Origin of the sequence: Nakamurella alba (assembly GCF_009707545.1) — a bacterium.
Taxonomy (GTDB): Bacteria; Actinomycetota; Actinomycetes; order Mycobacteriales; family Nakamurellaceae; genus Nakamurella; species Nakamurella alba.
The window spans coordinates 1,062,173-1,080,307 of sequence record NZ_WLYK01000001.1; the positions used below are offsets into that span (position 1 = coordinate 1,062,173).

The 18,135-nt window shown below is 70.0% G+C and carries 17 protein-coding genes; 9 read left to right on the top strand and 8 right to left on the bottom strand.

The window, feature by feature from the left end:
* Positions 1-96: 96 nt before the first annotated feature.
* Positions 97-1,449 (top strand): DUF1593 domain-containing protein, encoded by a 1,353-nt coding sequence (locus tag GIS00_RS04685; protein WP_154767136.1) that lies wholly within the window; start codon positions 97-99, stop codon positions 1,447-1,449.
* A gap of 10 nt (positions 1,450-1,459) precedes the next feature.
* Here the strand turns inward: GIS00_RS04685 and GIS00_RS04690 are convergent, their stop codons facing one another.
* Positions 1,460-2,329 carry an oxidoreductase gene (locus GIS00_RS04690; protein ID WP_322097504.1) on the bottom strand — a complete coding sequence of 290 codons (870 nt, stop codon included), beginning with the start codon at positions 2,327-2,329 and terminating at the stop codon, positions 1,460-1,462.
* 116 nt (positions 2,330-2,445) lie between these two features.
* On the opposite strand from GIS00_RS04690, the gene GIS00_RS04695 reads away from it, so the two are divergent.
* Complete coding sequence (locus tag GIS00_RS04695) at positions 2,446-2,856, top strand: winged helix-turn-helix transcriptional regulator (RefSeq protein ID WP_154767137.1); 411 nt, start codon at positions 2,446-2,448, stop codon at positions 2,854-2,856.
* Between the two features lie 51 nt (positions 2,857-2,907).
* Here the strand turns inward: GIS00_RS04695 and GIS00_RS04700 are convergent, their stop codons facing one another.
* The 4 genes from GIS00_RS04700 to GIS00_RS04715 all read right to left on the bottom strand — a co-directional run bounded on the left by GIS00_RS04700 (position 2,908) and on the right by GIS00_RS04715 (position 9,208).
* Positions 2,908-3,891: a sugar phosphate isomerase/epimerase family protein gene (locus GIS00_RS04700; protein ID WP_322097505.1), complete on the bottom strand. Its 984-nt coding sequence runs from the start codon at positions 3,889-3,891 to the stop codon at positions 2,908-2,910.
* Between the two features lie 315 nt (positions 3,892-4,206).
* The gene (gene ribB / locus GIS00_RS04705; RefSeq protein ID WP_154767139.1) at positions 4,207-5,466 is read right to left on the bottom strand and encodes a 3,4-dihydroxy-2-butanone-4-phosphate synthase; all 1,260 of its coding nucleotides are present in this window, start codon (positions 5,464-5,466) and stop codon (positions 4,207-4,209) included.
* A gap of 79 nt (positions 5,467-5,545) precedes the next feature.
* Positions 5,546-6,676 carry a DNA glycosylase AlkZ-like family protein gene (locus GIS00_RS04710; protein ID WP_154767140.1) on the bottom strand — a complete coding sequence of 377 codons (1,131 nt, stop codon included), beginning with the start codon at positions 6,674-6,676 and terminating at the stop codon, positions 5,546-5,548.
* Between the two features lie 36 nt (positions 6,677-6,712).
* Positions 6,713-9,208, bottom strand: a complete 2,496-nt coding sequence (locus GIS00_RS04715) for an amylo-alpha-1,6-glucosidase (RefSeq protein ID WP_154767141.1) — start codon at positions 9,206-9,208, stop codon at positions 6,713-6,715.
* A gap of 368 nt (positions 9,209-9,576) precedes the next feature.
* Between GIS00_RS04715 and GIS00_RS04720 the strand changes: the two genes are divergently transcribed.
* From GIS00_RS04720 to GIS00_RS04735, 4 genes are read left to right on the top strand one after another with little or no spacing between them, the layout of a single operon-like run.
* Complete coding sequence (locus GIS00_RS04720; protein ID WP_322097506.1) at positions 9,577-12,207, top strand: glycoside hydrolase family 127 protein; 2,631 nt, start codon at positions 9,577-9,579, stop codon at positions 12,205-12,207.
* 17 nt (positions 12,208-12,224) lie between these two features.
* Positions 12,225-12,848, top strand: coding sequence for a maleylpyruvate isomerase family mycothiol-dependent enzyme (locus GIS00_RS04725; protein WP_154767142.1), 624 nt, complete (start codon positions 12,225-12,227; stop codon positions 12,846-12,848).
* A gap of 45 nt (positions 12,849-12,893) precedes the next feature.
* On the top strand, positions 12,894-13,229 hold the full coding sequence (locus GIS00_RS04730) for an ArsR/SmtB family transcription factor (RefSeq protein WP_322097507.1): 336 nt from the start codon (positions 12,894-12,896) through the stop codon (positions 13,227-13,229).
* Positions 13,226-13,702 carry an SRPBCC family protein gene (locus GIS00_RS04735; RefSeq protein WP_154767143.1) on the top strand — a complete coding sequence of 159 codons (477 nt, stop codon included), beginning with the start codon at positions 13,226-13,228 and terminating at the stop codon, positions 13,700-13,702. The genes GIS00_RS04730 and GIS00_RS04735 overlap by 4 nt, the downstream gene beginning before the upstream one ends.
* Positions 13,703-13,709: 7 nt before the next feature.
* Here the strand turns inward: GIS00_RS04735 and GIS00_RS04740 are convergent, their stop codons facing one another.
* Together GIS00_RS04740 and GIS00_RS04745 are read right to left on the bottom strand one after the other, a co-directional pair.
* Positions 13,710-13,922: a TOBE domain-containing protein gene (locus GIS00_RS04740; protein WP_322097508.1), complete on the bottom strand. Its 213-nt coding sequence runs from the start codon at positions 13,920-13,922 to the stop codon at positions 13,710-13,712.
* Positions 13,923-14,027: 105 nt separating this feature from the next.
* Entirely contained in the window at positions 14,028-14,756 is a 729-nt protein-coding gene (locus tag GIS00_RS04745; RefSeq protein WP_196073113.1) for an ion channel, read from the bottom strand.
* A gap of 303 nt (positions 14,757-15,059) precedes the next feature.
* Here GIS00_RS04745 and GIS00_RS04750 point away from each other — a divergent pair, with 303 nt between their 5' ends.
* The 3 genes from GIS00_RS04750 to GIS00_RS04760 all read left to right on the top strand — a co-directional run bounded on the left by GIS00_RS04750 (position 15,060) and on the right by GIS00_RS04760 (position 17,052).
* Entirely contained in the window at positions 15,060-15,869 is an 810-nt protein-coding gene (locus GIS00_RS04750) for a sigma-70 family RNA polymerase sigma factor (RefSeq protein ID WP_196073114.1), read from the top strand.
* 123 nt (positions 15,870-15,992) lie between these two features.
* The gene (locus GIS00_RS04755) at positions 15,993-16,706 is read left to right on the top strand and encodes a TetR/AcrR family transcriptional regulator (RefSeq protein WP_196073115.1); all 714 of its coding nucleotides are present in this window, start codon (positions 15,993-15,995) and stop codon (positions 16,704-16,706) included.
* Between the two features lie 10 nt (positions 16,707-16,716).
* Entirely contained in the window at positions 16,717-17,052 is a 336-nt protein-coding gene (locus GIS00_RS04760) for a YnfA family protein (RefSeq protein WP_154767147.1), read from the top strand.
* A gap of 6 nt (positions 17,053-17,058) precedes the next feature.
* On the opposite strand, the gene GIS00_RS04765 is transcribed toward GIS00_RS04760, so the two are convergent.
* Positions 17,059-18,099, bottom strand: a complete 1,041-nt coding sequence (locus tag GIS00_RS04765; protein ID WP_154767148.1) for a glycosyltransferase family 2 protein — start codon at positions 18,097-18,099, stop codon at positions 17,059-17,061.
* Between the last annotated feature and the right edge of the window lie 36 nt (positions 18,100-18,135).

An 18,135-nucleotide genomic window follows, 5' to 3' on the forward strand; every position in this document is an offset into this window, starting at 1 on the left:
AGGTGGCCGGTTTCATTGTTGTCGTCCCCCTTGGGTAATACCTTTCCTTTGAGGCCGCCCATCGAAGAGCGGTACCAGAGCGAAACGGAGCCCGACATGACATTCCGACGGCGTGATTTCCTGCGCGGAGCGGCCGCCGTGACCGGCGCCGGCGCCCTGGCAGCGGTCGGCGGCACGGCCGCCGCGGTGGTCCCCGAGGCGGCACCGGCCGACGCCTCCGGGCCGGCGCATGCGAGTGCTCGGCCTCGCGTACTGGTGTCGACCGACATCGGCGGATCCGACCCGGACGACTTCCAGTCGATGGTCCACCTTCTGCTGTCGGCCCACCGTCTCGACCTCGAAGGGCTGGTGTCCTCACCATGGGGAGCCGGGCGAGCCTCGGACATCCTGACCGTGATCGCCGAGTACGAGAAGGATTTCCCGAACCTCCGCACCTATTCCCCCGAGTACCCGACGCCGGCCGCACTCCGTGCGATCACCAAGCAGGGTGCCCTCGATCTGGCCACGGGGCCTACCGGTCTGGGGCGCCCCACCGAAGGCTCCAAGTGGATCGTCCGGTGTGCTCGGTCCCGGGACCGGCGTCCGCTGCACGTCCTGGTGTGGGGCGGCATCGAGGACCTGGCCCAGGCCCTGCACGACGCACCGGACATCGTCGACCGGATCAAGGTCTTCTACATCGGCGGTCCGAACAAGCTGTGGAGCGTGAACGCCTACAACTACGTGGAAACGAAGCACCCACGTCTGTGGATGATCGAATCGAATTCCGCGTATCGCGGGTTCTTCACCGGAGGTGACCAGACCGGAGAATGGGCGAACGACTCCTTCATCACCACCCACGTCGCCGGGCACGGGGCGTTGGGTGCCTTCTTCGCCACCCAGCTCGGCGGCGTGAAGATGGGGGACACACCGTCGGTGGTCCGGCTCTTCAACGGCAACGGCAATCCGCTCTACCCGAGCTGGGGTGGCCGCTATGTGCCGATCTGGGACGGCCGTAAGTCGGCCTTCGACCGGCTGACCACCGAGGACGACCTCGTCGAGGCCTACGGGGTGATCGAGTGGACGCTGCGGGCGCCCCGCGGCTACTCCTCGAAGGACTCCACCAGGTTCGTGGTCGACAACCGGACGGGCGGGCCTTTTCCTGACGGTGTGCTCGACGGAAATCGCCTGAGATTCCGCTACTCGCCGCGTGATCCGCGGACGATGCCGATCAGGGTGGAGAGCACCCACCCTGATCTGAACGGTCTGCAGGGCGCTTTCACCGCGACCGCGCCGCCCGCGGGTCGGTGGACCGTGCCGTCACGGACCCACCCCCGCTGGTTCGCCGACGACCAGGACCCGATCTACGCCGAGGGCCTGTGGCAGGGCGCGAAGTCGGTGAGCCAGTGGCGGGTCGAGTACCTCCGGGACTTCGCGACACTGCTCGACCGGTGCCTCGGGCCGAAGGCCTGAGATCACGCCCTCACCGGCCGATGCGATCCAACTCGTCGAGATCCTCGGAGGTGAGCTGCAGCGCCGCGCCTCCAACGTTGTCCCGGAGATGGGTGACCCGCGAGGTCCCGGGGATCAGCAGGATGTTCGGCGACCGCTGCAGCAGCCAGGACAGTGCCACCGACATGGGTGAGGCACCGTGCCGGGCCGCGACCGCCGACAGGGCCGCCGACTGCAGCGGGCTGAACCCGCCGAGTGGGAAGAAGGGCACGTAGGCGATGCCCTGTCCGTCCAGCCGGTCGTTCAGCGCATCGTCCGCGCGGTGCGCCAGGTTGTACATGTTCTGCACGCAGACGATCGGTGCCAGGCTGATCGCCTCGTCGACCTGTTCGGTCGTGGCGTTGCTGACCCCGAGATGCCTGATCAGGCCGTCCTTCTGCAGCTCCACCAGGGCGCCGAGGGAATCGGCGAGGGAGCCGGGCAGCGGGCCGGTCGCATCGCCGAGCCGCAGGTTGACCAGGTCCAGTCGGTCGATGCCGAGGGTGCGCAGGTTGTCGTGCACCTGCCGGCGGAGGTCTGCCGGTGTGCGGGCGACCGGCCAGCCGCCCTGCTCGTCGCGGGTCGCGCCGACCTTGGTGGCGATCAGCAGGTCGTCCGGGTACGGCGCGAGCGCCCGGCGGATCACCTCGTTGGTGTGGTGCGGGCCGTAGGCGTCGCTGGTGTCGACATGGGTGATCCCCAGTCCGACGGCAGTGCGCAGCACGGCGATCGCGCCGTCGGGGTCGGCGGGCGGGCCCATCACCCATGGGCCGGCGAGTTGCATGGCGCCATAGCCGAACCGGCTGACGGGAACGTCGCCCAGCTGGTAGGTGCCGCCGGGAAGGGTGGTCGGGGTGTGCACGATGTCGGTCCTCTCCTGCGGACCGGCGCTCGCCGGCCCACGGGACCATCGTGCTGGGGTTACTCTCCTACGGGAAGTAGGCACCTGCAGGTGCGTAACAATCCGGAGGAGCAGCAATGGCGACCAGGACCGCGACACAACGAAAGGCTCAGGCCGCGGCGCAGTACAACGCCTTCCTCGCGGTCTGCCCGAGTCGGCAGCTGCTGGACCGGATCTCGGACAAATGGGTGGTGCTGGTGCTGTGCGCGCTGGGCGGTGCCGACAATGGTTCAGGAGGTACGTTGCGCTACTCCGAGATCGCCCGCACCGTGGCCGGGGTCAGCCAGAAGATGCTCACCCAGACGCTCCGCTCCCTGGAACGTGACGGGCTGGTGACCCGGACCGTCGTGCCGACGGTCCCGGTCACCGTCTCCTACGGTCTGACCGACCTGGGGCGTTCGCTGCACGTGCTGTGCGGCGGTCTGCGCGAGTGGGCGCAGCAGCACATGGACGAGGTGCTGGAGCACCGCGCCCGCCTCGACGGGTGAGCTGCCGGTCCGGACGCGCCCGTCCGGACCGGCAGCCGGCCGGTTGCGGGCTCAGTAGGACGTGAACAGCGCCTGCTGGGCGAGACGCAGTGCGGTGATCGCGTCGTGGTTGTCCTGGGCCTCCTGGACGGCGGCGAAGTCGAGCTTGGCCAGCGCCCGCTGGACGGCCTTGAGGAAGTCGATGGCGCTGGTGGCGGCGGCGACCGAGTCCTCGCGGAACGGGAACTGGTCGAGCTGCCAGACGCCCTTCCAGTTGTTCTTCTCCAGGGTGTAGAAGAACTCGAACAGCTCGATGGGATGCACCGTGCCGGCGACCATGTCGTCGTCCCAGCCGCGCAGGTTGTCGTTGACGTCCATGCCGAACAGCCGGCCGTGATCGATGGCCAGCTGGGCCGAGTCGGCGGGGGACTCACCGCCGAACAGGGCATGGCCGAAGTCGAGCAGGATGCCGACGTTGGGCAGGCCGATCTTCTCGATGCCCAGCAGGGTGCGGGCGACGGAGCTGTAGGACATGTGCACCCGCGGCTCGCGCGGCTTGTACTCGATGACGAACTTGAGATCCGGGTTCTCCGCGGCCAGCCGGCCGACGCCGTCGATGGAGTTCTTCCACAGCGCACCGTGGTCCACCTGGAACGGGTAGTCCCACCCGTCCTGACCCGGCCACAGTTTCACGTAGTCGGCGCCGAAATAGCGCACCACGTCGGCGGCCTCGGTGATCAGCTCGTGGGCGAGCTCCCTGACGCCCGGGTCCGGGTTGGTGAACGACCCCTTCGCGAAGACGCGGGTGTAGATCTCGGGGGTGATGCCGATGACCTCCAGGCCCTGGGCGTCCAGGGCCGCCTTGATGTCCTCCCGGGTGAAGTCGCCGCCGAAGAACGGGTAGTTGAGGTCGACGACGGACAGGTCCGGCACCTGGCCGGCGAGCTCGATCGCGTCCACCACCGTCCGCGGGGCTCCGTAGCCGTCCGTGGCGTAACGATCCACGTAGGTGGCGAAATGCCAGATCCCGGCGCCGAACTTCTGCTCGCTGCTCACCAGACTGCTGCCCTTCTCGGTCGACGATGACTGACCGGGCCCGCTTCTGGCATCTTTCGGGAACGAGAGATGAATAACTATTCGAAGCGGACTCGACAGTCAAAGTTTAGGCGTACTGGATCAGAAGTCAACAGGAGCAAGGAGTCCGGAGCGCCGGCTCGGCACGTCCGACCCGCGAGCGCCGGCTCGCCACGTCCGGTCGCTCGTCGGAATCGTGCGGTCGAGCATCGCAGCGAGGGACGAGCGAGAAGCGCAGGACGCGGGATCCCATCAAGGACGAGCGACCCGCGAGCGCCAGCTCGCAATGTCACCGTCTCAGTCGATCGGGACCGGGACGTGCTCCACGATGTGGATGCCATAGCCCTCGTGCCCGGCCCGGCGCTGCGGGTGGTTGGTGAGCAGGCGCAGCGAGCGGACACCGAGGTCGGCCAGCACCTGCGCGCCGGTGCCGTACTCCCGGCTGTCCGCAGGCTCGTCGAGCTCGGGCAACGGCAGGTCGACGCCGGTGTCCTGCAGCTCGTAGGCGCGCAGCTTCTCCAGCAGCGGCACACCCCGGCCCTCGGCGCCGCGGATGTACAGCAGCACGCCGCGTCCCTCGGCGGCGATCGCCGCCAGCGAGGCGTTCAGCAGCCGGCCGCAGGCGCAGCGCCGGGATCCGAACACGTCACCGGTCACGCACTCGGAATGCACTCGGGTGAGCACGTTCTCGCCGTCCCCGATGTCGCCGAGGACCAGCGCCACGAACTCCCGTCCGGTGATCCTGGACCGGTAGCCGTGCACGGTGAACCGCCCGGCCTCGATGGGCAGGTTCGCCACCGCGACCTTCTCGATCTGCACCTCGCGGGCCATCCGGTAGGACACCATCTGGGCGATCGAGATCAGCGCCAGGTCGTGGTCGTCGCAGAAGACCCGCAGCTCCTCGGTGCGGGCCATCTCCAGCGGGTCCTTCTCGCTGACGATCTCGCAGAGCACACCGGCGGGGGAGAGGCCGGCCATGGTGGCCAGGTCGATCGCGGCCTCGGTGTGCCCGGGGCGGACCAGTACGCCGCCGTCGCGGGCGCGCAACGGGACCACGTGGCCGGGACGGTGGAAGTCCTCCGGCACGGCTGCCGGATCGGCCAGCCGGCGGATCGTCAGCGCCCGATCGGCGGCCGAGATGCCGGTGACCACGCCGACGGCGTCGACGGTCACGGTGTACGCCGTGCCGCGCGGGTCCTGGTTGACCCGGGACATCGGCGGCAGCGCGAGCCGGTCGGCCTCCGCCTCAGTGACCGGGGCGCAGATGTACCCGGAGGAGTAGCGGACGGTGAAGGCGATGGTGCCGGCGGTCGCGAGCTCCGCGGCGAAGATGATGTCGCCTTCGTTCTCCCGGTCCTCGTCGTCGACGACCACGACCGGCCGGCCGTCGGCGATCTCCGCGACCGCGAATTCGATGCTGTCCAGACCGGAGGTGCCGCGGTTGCGGGAGACGTGGTGGTGCCGGGGCGGCAGCAGGCCGGATCCGACGTAGGTGTCCACCGCGGCGTCGCCGGTGTCCCCGGACGTGCCGTTCCGGTCGGTCCCGTGCTGCTCCATCGGCCCGTACTCCTCCCGGCCGGAGCGGCGGCCCGGCCTCACTGCATGGGCGTGCAGTATCCCACGCCACCCCGATCGCTCACTCCTTCCGCCCGTACACCACCTCGAGACCCAGCATGTCCGCCAGGGAGCGGATCTCGCGGTCGACGGCGGCCCGGGTGCGGGCACCGAACGGGACGTCCTCGTGCACGGCGTTCACCCGGAGCAGGCCGTCCTTGCGCTCGGCGGCGAGATCGGCCTTGCCGACGAGCCAGTCGTCGTGCAGCACCGGCAGGGCGAAGTAGCCCCAACGCCGCTTCGCCGCCGGCTTGTACATCTCGAGCTGGTAGTCGAAGCCGAAGAGCGCCTCCATCCGCGCCCGGTCGGAGACCAGCCGGTCGAAGGGGGACAGCAGCGCGGTCCGCCCGCGGAAGCTGCCGCGGGCGGCCTCCAGCGCCTCCGGGTCCACCCGCCAGGCGCCGCGCACGCCCTCGACGGTCGCAGGGATCCCGGCCGCCGCGACGACCACCGGCTCGACCATGGCCTCCGGCCCTTTGCCGCGGGCGATGCCGAGCGATCGCAGTCGCCGACGGTCCCGCTCGAGCGCGGCCTCCGGCTCCGGGACCACCTCGGTGTCCGGGAACACCCGCTCGGCGAGATCCCAGAGCTTGTCCTGTCCTTCGTGCCCGGCGACCGCCACCTCGCCGCGGCGCACCATGCAGGCCAGCAACTGCAGCACGTTGCGGTTGTTGTTCCAGCCGCTGGAGGCCCACGGCCGGTCGCACTCGTCCGGGATCTCCCGCGCGGTCAGCGGGCCGTCGGTGGACAGCCGGACCATGATGCTGCGCCGGCACCGGTCGTTGTCCAGCACCCACTGCCGGGTGTTGATCTCCCAGCCGACCAGGCCCTCGCCGGTCCGCCAGTGCTCCATCTCCGCCCGGTACAACGCCATGTCCTCCGCCGGCCGGGCCAGCCCGCGGTACTCGACCAGCCGGTGGTCGGCCAGCGCGGCGGCCAGCTCCGCGGGGGAGTAGGTGGCACCCATCCGGCTCCAGGCGATCAGGTCGGCGCTGTGCGCCACCGCGTTGGTGCGGTCGAGCGTGAGATGGGTGAGGTGGTGAACCATTTCGAGCAGGTCGGTGGGCCGGTCCCGGGTGAGCAACTGGGCCTGCACGGCGATGCGGCGCGCGTCGTCGCGGGTGAGCTCGACGGCCGCCGGCGCTACTGCCATGCAGCGACAGTAGCGCCGACGGTCTTCTCGGCACCCCTACCAGCGGACGGTGGTCGTGCCCTTCCGGACCAGGAACGTCCGCGGCAGCGCCCCGGGCGGCGTCACGATGATCACCGTCGGTGCGGTGGCCTTGACGGTGAAGCCGCCGGTCCGGCCGATCACCGCGTCCCGGGCGACGATCCGACCGCCGATTGCGGAGACCACGATCCGACCGTCCTGCCGCAGCAGGGTGCTGCGGGCGTCCGCGGACACCGACCACAGGTGACCCTTGAGCGGCACGTTCTCCACGGTGTTCCGTCCCGGCAGGCCCAGGGTGCCGAACCGGAAACCCTTGACGGAGCCCCAAGGTTCGTCACCGATCAGCTCCGAGGTGCTCATCAGCGGCATCAGGTTGGACCACGAGTAGGTGCGCCACGTGGTGTCGGTCGCGGCGGAATTGATGAGCTGGCCGGGCTCGGCGTCGAAGTACTCCGGGAACCAGCCGAGTTCCTTCCAGGTGGTGAGCCACATCGCGGTCGACTTCGACGCCAGCGTCGCAGCCTCGGCGTCGAACCCGTACCGCTTGAGGCCGTCGTAGACGGTGGCGTTCATGGGCGGCCAGGCGGCACCCTGCCACTCCTCGCAGGCGTCCTCCTCGTTCCAGCTCTGGAAGTACCGGAAGGCGTCACTGGACTCGTGCACGTCGCCGGCGGCGCAGAAGGCCGGATCGTTCCGGGCCACGCTCGGGATCACGTACTCGCCACCGAACTCGGCCGGGTTCTGCAGGTGATCCTTGACCAGGGTGGCCGCCCGGGCCGGCGTCGCCAGCCCGCCGAACAGCGGGTAGAACACCGTCGGGGTGACCGTCGGCTCCCAGCTGCCGTCCAGGTACCGGTTGAGGTAGAGACCGCGGTCGGCATTCCACAGCCGGCTGTTCATCCGCTCGGCCAGTTGTGCGTGCAGCGCCTGGTAGGAGGCGGCCTCGGCCGGCCGGCCCAGCTCGGTGGCCATCCGGGCCAGGGTGTCGGCGAACAGGCCGTAGTAGGAGTTGAGCGCGACGTCGGTCAGGTTCGTGTTCTGCCGGGTGTCCGTCCCGCCGACCTTCGGGATCTCGACATAACCGTAGTACTGGGGACTGTCGTCCAGACCCAGGTGGTTGCCGCGGCCGCCGGGCCGGTCCTCCACCCACGGACTCTCCAGCAGGCCGTCCTTGTCGGTGTCGAACTCGGGCATCCGGGCGATGTAGGCCGCCATCTTCGGGTAGACGAGATCCAGGATGCTGCGGTCACCGGTGCGGGTGTAGGCGCGCCAGGCGGCGTAGGCGTGCATGGGACCGGCGTTCAACTGGTCGTAGCGGGGCCCGCCCTGGTCGTAGAAGTCGCGGATGTGGTCCAGCGCGGTGGCCGGGTCGACGTTGGTCGCGGTGATCGCGTCCCAGCCGGAGTCCCAGCCGAGGAAGATGTCGTCGCCGCCGCCGCCCAGACCCCACATGATGAAGGACCTGTCGTACTTCTCGTCCCAGTTCTCGTTGAGCGACATGGCATCCCGCAGGTAGGTCGCCGCCTGGCCGGTGGGTCCGGACCCGTGCAGCGTGCCGGTGTCCGCGGCGGCCCGGGCCTTGTCGAGGATCCGCAGGATCTCCGCCTGGCCGAGCCGGCGCGCCGGTGTCGGGGAGTCGCCGACCTGCGCCCGGAAGGTGACGGTCTCGCCCTTGGTCAGTTCGAAGCGCTGGGTGAAGGCCCCGGTCCCGGCGTTGGCGGGCTTGCCGACCATCCCGGCCAGCATGTCCGGCACTCCCGCATACCCTGCGGTGGCGTCCGGCAGTTGGGTGGTGTCCAGCCGGAAGTGCCCGGTGACCGCGGCATCCCGCACGCCGGCCGAGGTGCCGACGATCGACCGGTCACCATCCGGGAGGTAGCTGCTCGGCTCCGCCCAGGGCGGGCTCGCCTGCAGGAAGACCGTGGTGTCGTCGGTGAGAGCGGTGGCTGCGCCGACGATCTCGCCGGCGCCGGTGACGGAGTAGCGGATCCGGACCGTGCGCTTGTCCCGCTGCTTGGCCTCGTAGGTGGCCCGGAACCCGGGCAGCTGCGCGGTCGCCGCGGCGACCTCCTCGGCCGACCAGTCCTCCGGGTGGTCGATGGTGGTCTGCAGTGCGTCGAGTTTCGCCTGGGTGATCACCCGGTCGCCGGTGGTCACCTGGATCTCGTAGTAGGAACCGTCCGGAGTGACCGGGCCGAACTTCTCGATGCTGGGCACCATGTTCTCGTCGATCACCTTGCCGTCCTTGGTGAGCAGGTCGAAGGACAGCGAGAACCGGCTCTGGCCCTGGCCGACGAGCAGGGCGCCGTTGAACTCCTGCTCCTTGAAGCCGGGCATGGCGAACGGCAGGCTGCGCGCATCCAGGCCGGGTGGCGTCGGTGCGGCCGGTGCGGCAGCCGCTCCTGGTGGTGCCTGGGCGGAGACGAGCCCGGGTGCCAGGCCGGCGATCAGCAGAGCGGCGAGCGCGGTGGACACGCCGGTGCGCAGTGGTCGGAGGGAGCGTCGCGAGAGCATGGGGAACCCCTTTGTCCCTGGGGCGGGCCGGCAGAGCACCCGACGATGTGAACGCTAACATCGCCAGCATGACCGGCGCCGGAAAGAGTCGTCAATAGTCCGTTCGTGGTTCACCGGCGATCGGAAAGCACACAACGCCCGACATTGTCCGATTTCTCCGAGTGCACACGAACGAATTTCGCGGACTTGCGAAGCCGATTGCCGGTCAACGGATCTCGAACGATCTCGTGCGACCCGGGGTATTGCCCGATCCGTGTCCGACTGCGTATGTTAACGCTCACCTCCGAGTGAGGCGTCCGGATCCGGTCCCGTTCCTACGGCCGTCGACACCCCGGAGCCACGACGACTTCGACGACGAAGGAGCTCCCGTGCCCGCATCCCCGAATCATCCCTTCGTGCACCCCCGGCCGGAGGGGACGGTGGCCCGTCGCCGTTTCCTGCAGGCCGGTGCCGCGCTCGCCGCCGGTGGTGCGGTGCTGCCGCTGGTGCCCACCGCCGCCGGCGCCGCGACCACACCCGTCCCGACCACACCCGTCCCGGCCCCGACGGCGCCCGGAGCTCCGGCGGCGGCCGGCCGGGCCGCCCCGAAACTGTCGGCGCGGGCACTGAAGGACGTCCAGCTGCTGGACAGCCGGTACCGGCAGAACATGCGTCGCACCGCGGCGTACCTCGCCTTCGTCGACCCGGACCGGATGCTGCACACCTTCCGCACCAACGTGGGTCTGCCCAGCACCGCGGAACCGTGCGGTGGCTGGGAGGCGCCGGACGTCCAGCTGCGCGGTCACTCGATGGGGCACCTGCTGTCCGGGCTGGCACTGTCCGCGGGGAACACCGGTGACGCCGCGCTGATCGCGAAGAGCCGGTACCTGGTGTCCTCGCTCGCCGAGTGCCAGGCGGCGTCGCCGGCCGCCGGGTTCACACCCGGCTATCTGTCCGCGTTCGGCGAGCAGGCCTTCGTCGACATCGAGAACGGCCGGAACGTCTGGGCGCCGTACTACACGATCCACAAGATCCTGGCCGGGATGATCGACCAGTACCTGCATCTCGGCAACGAGCAGGCCCTGGAGGTGGCGCGCGGCATCGCCTCCTGGGTCGACGCCCGCACCTCGGTGCTGCCCCGCCCGCAGCTGCAGACGATGCTCAAGATCGAGTTCGGCGGGATGAACGAGTCCCTGGCCGATCTGTACGCGATCACCGCGGATCCGCTGCATCTGACACTGGCGCAGCGGTTCGACGAGGACGTGCTGTTCGACCCGCTGGCCGCCCGCACCGACACCCTGGCCGGCCGGCACGCCAACACCGACCTGGCGAAGATCGTTGGGGCCGCGGCCGAGTGGGAGATGACCGGCGAGGCGCGGTACCGCACCATCGCCACCTACTTCTGGGACCAGGTGGTACGCCACCACAGCTACGTGATCGGCGGCAACTCCAACGCCGAGTTCTTCGGCGAGCCGGACCAGGTGGCCAGCTTCCTGGGCGAGAACTCCTGCGAGAACTGCAACACCTACAACATGATCAAGCTGTCCCGGCGGCTGTTCCTGATGGACCCGTCGCGCACCGAGTACGTGGACTACATCGAGTGGTCGTTGCTCAACCAGATGTTGGGGGAGCAGGACCCGGACTCGGCGCACGGGTTCGTCACGTACTACACCGGTCTGGCCTCCACCGCGCGGCGCAAGGTCAAGGAAGGGCTGGAGGCGGCGCCCGGGTCCTACAGCAGCGACTACGACAACTTCTCCTGCGACCACGGCACGGCGATGGAGACGCACTCCAAGTTCGCCGACTCGGTGTGGTTCACCCAGCCCGGCATCGCCTGGCTGAACCTGTTCGTGCCCAGCGAGTTCGACTGGACGGAGCAGGGCGTGCGGCTGCGTGTCGACACGGCCTTCCCGACCAACGGCCGGATCACCGTGACGGTCACCGGGTCCGGCCGGTTCGCGGTGAAGGTGCGCATCCCGGCGTGGGTCTCGCGCAAGCGATCCGTCGGGCTCACGGTCAACGGCCGGTCGACGGGGATCCGGGTCACGCCCGGCAGCTATGCCACCGTGGACCGGCAGTGGCGCTCCGGCGACCGCATCGGGCTCGACCTGCCGATGGACATCGCGTGGCTGCCGGCGCCGGACAACGCCGCCGTCCAGGCCGTCGCCTACGGACCGCTGGTGCTGGCCGGCCGGTTCGGTGACAACCCGACCCCGGCGATCCCGGTCGTCGCACCCACCAGCCTGCGCCGGGCATCCGGCAACGACTTCACGCTGTCGGTGGCGGGACGCAGCGTGCGGCTGTCCCCGTTCATGGACGTGCACCACGAGAACTACCAGGTCTACTGGTGTGTCCCGCCGCGATCGTCGGCGCCGAAGGTGGTGGCCGCCTACGGGTTCGACGAGGCGGACGGCCCGGCGAAGGAGGCGAAGGGGCGGGCCGGTGCCGCGATCCTGCGGCCCGGCGCCACCCGCACCGCGGGCCGGAGCGGCGGTCGCGCGGTGGTGATGGACGGCGTCGCCGGTCACGTGGAGCTGCCGGCCGGGCTGCCGAAAGGTCTGTCCGAGCTGACCGTCTCGGTGTGGGCGCGGGTGGACACCATCGCCAACAGTGCGCGGGTCTTCGATCTCGGCTTCAACGTCAACAGCTACTTCTTCCTCACCCCGCGGACCGGGCTGAACAAGGCCCGGGCCGCGCTCAAGCTCAGCGGGATGGAGGCGGAGGACTTCATCGACGCGGCGGTGGCGCTGCCGCAGGGAGCGTGGACGCACGTGGCGGTGACCCTCGGCAAGGACGGCGGGAAGTTCTACGTCGACGGTGTGCTGTCCGGCAGCAACCCGGCTCTACAGATGTCACCGTTGCTGATCGGCGCGACCCAGCACAATTACCTGGGTCGGTCGCAGAACCGCAAACACCCCTACCTGCACGGCGCCGTCGACGACTTCCGGCTGTTCGGTGTCGCGCTCGGGGCGAAGGACATCGCTGCCCTGCACGCCGGGACCTTCACGCGGTATCGCTGAACCGGTACTTTCCGGACATGACTGACGACGTCGTCCGGGCGGAACGGTTGGCACTGGCGGACCGGCTGGCGGGGCTGCCACCGGAGCAGTGGTCGATGCCGAGCCTGTGCGGTCGGTGGACAGTACGGCAGGTGCTCGGTCACCTGGTCACGCCGTTCCTGGTGAGCGCGCCGGCCATGGGGCGCAAGATGCTGCGGTACCGCGGCATCTCGGCCGCCATGGACGGCGCGGCGCGGGAACTCGCCGCGCGGCCGTGGGACGACCTGGTCGACGCGCTGCGGAGCAACGCAGGGACGCGGTTCCGGCCGCCGGGACTTCCGCCGACGGCACCGCTCATCGACATCGTCGTGCACAGCGCGGACATCCGATGGGGGCTGGGCGACGAGCGGGTCGATCACGGTGACCCGGCGCGGATCCTGCCCGGGCTCGACTTCCTGGTCTCGCCGCGGGCCCGTCTCGGGTTCGTCCCGCGGGGCCGGCTGGCCGGGCTGCGCTGGACGGTCACCGACGCCGGCTGGTCCCACGGGTCGGGGGCACCGGTCAGCGGCACCGCCCTGGCGGTGGCCCGGGGCATGCTCGGCCGCCCGGATGCCCGGCCGTTGCTCGCGGGACCGGGCGTCGAGGTGCTCGCCGACAGGTAGCGAACAAGGGTTGCTCTTCACGAACGGTTCGTGCACACTTACCATGTGTCCGACGCCGCCGCTGTCCTCGATGCGCTGGGTCATCCGTCCCGGCGGTTGATCCTCGAGTCGTTGCGCGGTGGGCCGCTACCTGTCGGCGTGCTGGCCGAGCGGCTGCCGATCTCCAGACCTGCTGTCTCGCAGCACCTCCGGGTGCTGCGCGAGGCGGACCTGGTGCAGGAGACGGTGGTCGGCACCCGCCACGAGTACCGGCTCGACGCCCGCGGACTGCAGCGGGTCAGGGAGTGGGCGGACAGCCTGTGGGGCGACACCCTTGCCGCCTTCGCCGATCTCGCTGCCTCGGAGGCCCGGGGCGGCCCAGTGCCCGAGGAGCCCTCATGACCGCCACCGAACCAGGCATCTCCGTGCGGCGCAGCGTCACGGTGCCGCTGCCACCGCAGCGCGCCTTCGACCTCTTCGCCGTCAGGATGGGCGCCTTCTGGCCCCGGGCCTACAGCATCGGTGCCGCGCCGATGGCCGATCTCGTCGTGGAGCCCGGGCCCGGTGGCCGTTGGTACGAGGTCGGGGAGGACGGCAGCGAGTGCACCTGGGGGAGCGTGCTCGTCTGGGAACCGCCGCACCGCATCGTGCTGGCCTGGCAGATCGACGACACCTGGCACTACCGCGAGGATCTGGTCACCGAGGTCGAGGTGGTCATCACCGCCGACGGTGCCGGCGGCAGCACCCTCGACCTCGAGCACCGGCATCTGGAACGGATGGGGCCGGCCGGCGAGTCGATGCGGGCGGTGTTCGGCGGCGACCACGGCTGGCGCGGCATCCTCGCCGGCCTGGTCACCGCCGCCACCGCGCCCTGACCGGTAACTACTCGACGCCGATCATCACCTCGGTCGACTTCACCAGCACCGTGGCCGGCTTGCCGGGCTCCAGTCCGAGCTCCTCGACGGCCTCCTTGGTGATCGACGCGGTGATCACCTGCTCACCACCGTCCAGGCGCACCTTGACGGTGGCCATGACCGCGCCGACGGTCACCTCGGTGACGGTGCCGCTGAGCTGGTTGCGGGTGGACAGGCGCACGGGAACTCCTCCGGATCGGGTGTGAGACCTCCACGGTAGTGGCGAGAACCGTGTCCCGCCAACGGATCCGCATCTGCGGACGATCCGGGGCGCACCGCCCGGGAATCAGGGGGCGATGTCACCGCGGCGCCGCCACCGCTCGGCGAGCAGTCCGACGATCAGGGCCACGAACGTGACCAGGAACACCTGCCCGACGACCGCCTCGGACACCGTGAGCAACCGTGCCAGCCGGCTGCGGGGGACCAGGTCGCCGATGCCCAGCGTTGCCAGGTTGCTCAGGCTGAAGTACATGAACTCCGGCGGGTTGGCCGGCGTCCGGAAGAAGCCGTCCTGCAGGTCGTGCACCGTGCGGAACAGGTAGTAGTAGCTGACCGAGATCAGCAGGTACGCACTGATCGCACCCTGCACCGTCCGCAGCGTGACCTCCCGGTGCCGCAGCAGCCGGGCCACCACGACGACGGTGGCGGCGAGCGACAGCACCAACCAGACCACCGGCGCCGCCGTCGGGTTCGCATCGGCGGGCGACGCCGTGTGCACCAGCCCCAGCACCACCAGGGTGAGGGACAGGGCGACGGACAGCCCGACCACCACGTCCGCGATCCTGATCCAGACGAGTGCGACACCCGCCGCGCGCAGCGATAGCAACAGGGTCGCGCCCACGGACACCGTCACCGCCAGGCCGCCGAGCCGCGGCAGCAGGCCGTCGGACAGCGAGTCGACGCCGAACAACGACAGGCAGACCACCGAGGTGGCGGTGAGTGCGAGCAGCGTGCCGAACCGGTCGACGTGCCGGGACCGGTTGTCGAACACCGCAGGTGGGGTCCAGCGCGCCATCCGTGCTCCTGCCGTGTGGTGATCGAGCAGCATTCTGCCGGGCACCGCCCCGTCCCGTCCCGGACGCGCGCCCCGGCCGAAGGTCACGGAACGATCACGGCGGACAACCGGCGGTCGTGGTCGGAATGATCAGATCTCGATCCGGTCTCGGTGACGCCGTGATGATCCAATCGCTGTTCTGTCCGGGGCAGGTGCAGGTCAGGATCGGACCCGACCCACCTGCCCCGGCAACGGCGCAGACGGTGGGAGCCGACGGAGGTCGAGACCACGGCCGACCGGCGGCGAGGACCACAGGAGTACCGCGTGACCCAGCAGCACCTCTCCGCATCGCAGACCGGCACCGCCCTTGACGATCCCGACGGGAGCGGCGATCCGCAGGCCGACGTCCTGCTCCAGGAACTCGTCGCCGCCCGCGCGGCCGGCGACGAGCGACTGATCACCAGGGCCGAGACCGCCGTCATCACCCATCACCTGCCCCGGGCGCGACGGATCGCCCGGCGCTACAGCGGCCGCGGCGCCTCCATGGACGACCTGGAGCAGCAGGCGCGGCTCGGCCTGGTGCAGGCGGTGCGGCGGTGGCAGCCGGGCCGGGCGCCGAGCTTCATGGCGTTCGCGGCGCCCACCATGGACGGCTCGATCAAGCGGTGGTTCCGGGACAGCCTGACCACCATCCGACGGCCGCGGTCGCTGCAGGAGGCCGCGCCGGTGATCCGCACCGCCCGCGAGGAGCTGGCGCACACGACCGGCCGCGAACCGTCGGCGCAGGAACTGGCGGACATCACCGGGATGCCGCTGAGCGAGATCCGCGAGTGGCAACGGTCCGCGGTGATCTGCAATCCCGGGTCCCTGGACGGCGTGCCCGACCCGGACGGGGTCGCCCCGGTCCGCGACGACGGGCTGGACCGGGTCGAGCTCCGCCGTGACCTGGCCGGCGCGTGGGCCCGGCTCACGGTCCGGGAGCGGAAGGTGATCGCGCTGCACTACTGGGACGACATGAGCCAGGCGGCGATCGGCGAGGTCATCGGGGTCAGCCAGATGCAGGTCAGCCGGATCCTCTCGAAGGCCATCTCCACGCTGTCCACGGAGGTGACCGCCGAGGTGCCCGCCGCCTGAGCAACCGCACAGCCGCGGCGAACGTCCGCCACGCGGCACGCTGATGCATGATGGTCACTCAGTTTCCTGGAACGGAGTGCCGGAATGCCGTCCGCGAGCCAGGGGGGCTCCGAAGACAGGGGTGTGACTGCACCCCCGTTGCCGGCGCCGTCCCGCCCGGTCAAGCCGTACCACGCCGGACTCGGTGCGGAGGCGGTGGTGGACGCCGCCGTCGAGCTGACCGCCGAGTCCGCCCTGACCTCCTGGACGATCCGCGACCTGGCCCGCCGTCTCGGCGTCTCCCCGTCCGTGATCTACCACCACCTCCCGGGCCGCCCCGACATCATGTGGGCGGTGGTCGAGCGGGTGCTGTCGACCTTCCCCCGCGCGGGCACCGACCTGCCGTGGCAGCAGTGGTTCCGTACCACCATGCCGGACCTGGTCACCCACCTGTCGCACCATCCGGGCACGGTCCGGTTCCTGTCGCTCAACGGCCCGGCCACCGCGTCCGGCATCCGGCTGGTCGACGACGGGATCACGGTGCTGCGCCGCGGCGGGTTCGCCGACCGGTCGCCGGAGATCTTCTCGGTGCTGTTCAACAGCACCCTGCTGGTCGGCGCCATCAACGAGGACCGGGGGAACGAGGCACCCGACCTCACCGCGGCGGCGCTGCGCTCGATCGCCAAGGCCGGGCCGCTGCCCGCCGGCACCCAGGAGCTGCAGGACTACTCGGTCCGGTTCGCGACCGACCCGGATCTGCGCGGCCGGGTCGCGTCCTACCTGCGCTTCACCGTCGACCTGCTGATCGCCGGTTTGGAGAGCGATCCGGCACTCCGCCCGGAGGCAGGGGCTTCCTAGGATCGTCCGCATGAACACCCTGCGCTCGATCGTCCTGTTCCTGGTGGCCGCGGTGGCCGAGATCGGCGGCGCCTGGCTGATCTGGCAGGGCGTGCGCGAGCACAAGGGTCTGCTGTGGATCGGCGGCGGGGTGATCGCGCTGGGTCTCTACGGTTTCGTGGCGACTCTGCAGCCGGACGCCAACTTCGGCCGGATCCTCGCCGCGTACGGCGGGATCTTCGTGGCCGGGTCGCTGGCCTGGGCGATGGTCGTCGACAGGTTCCGCCCGGACCGCTGGGACGTCATCGGTGCGGTGGTCTGCCTGGTCGGCGTGGCGGTCATCATGTACGCGCCGCGGCAGGCCTGAGGCGGGTCAGCCCGCCTGGCTGCGCAGCCGGCCGACCTGCTCGGGCACGCGCTCGGCGCCCTGCTCGGCGTGCAGTTCCATCGGGTCGAAGCCGTGCTGCGGGGTGAGCGTCGGGTACTGCATGTGCTTGATCCGCTCCAGCGACTCCTCGAGCAGGATCCGGTTGGTGCGCTGCAGATCCACGATCACCAGCAGTGCGAAGCAGAACAACGAGGCCACCAGCAGCGAGCTGCCCAGGATCAGCGACTGGATGTGGCCGTTGGAGTCGTCCAGGAAGAACAGGATGCCGAACCGGATGAACGGGATCAGGCCGAGGACCAGCAGCACGGAGCCCAGGGTGGCCAGGATCGCGTACGGCCGGAACATCAGGTAGCTGCGGACGATGGCGGCGCCCGACTTGAACATGTGGTGCCAGATGTTCTTGAACAGCCGGGACTCACGGGTCTTGGCGTTCGTCTCGATCGGCACGCTGGCGATCCGCAGCCGGCGGTTGCCGGCCTGGATGATGGTCTCCATGCAGTAGCTGAACTGCGTGATGATGTTCAGCCGGAACAGCGAGGCGCGCGAATAGGCGCGGAAGCCGCTGGCCGCGTCCGGCAGCTTGGTGCCGGCGGCGCGGTTGACCACGCCGCTGCCGAACGACTGCATCTTCTTCTTGAACGGGGAGAAGTGCGCGATGGTGGCCGTCTGCCGGTCGCCGATCACGATGTCGGCGGTCCCGTTGACGATCGGCTGCACCAGATCGGTGATCCGCTCCTGCGGGTACTGGTTGTCGCCGTCGGTGTTGACCACGATGTCGGCGCCCTGCGCCATGGCGTAGTCGATGCCGTCCCGGAACGACCGGGCCAGGCCCATGTTCCGGGTGTGCCGGACGATGTGCTTGACGCCGAGCGACTGGGCGACCTCGACGGTGCGGTCGGTCGAGCCGTCGTCGATGACCAGGATCTCGATGACGTCGATGCCCGGGATGGACGTCGGGATCGAGCGGATCACGTCCGGGAGGGTCTGCTCCTCGTTGAGGCAAGGGATCTGCACGAGGAGTTTCATCGCTCTGGCACCTTCGTGGTTCGGTCGGCAGGACCG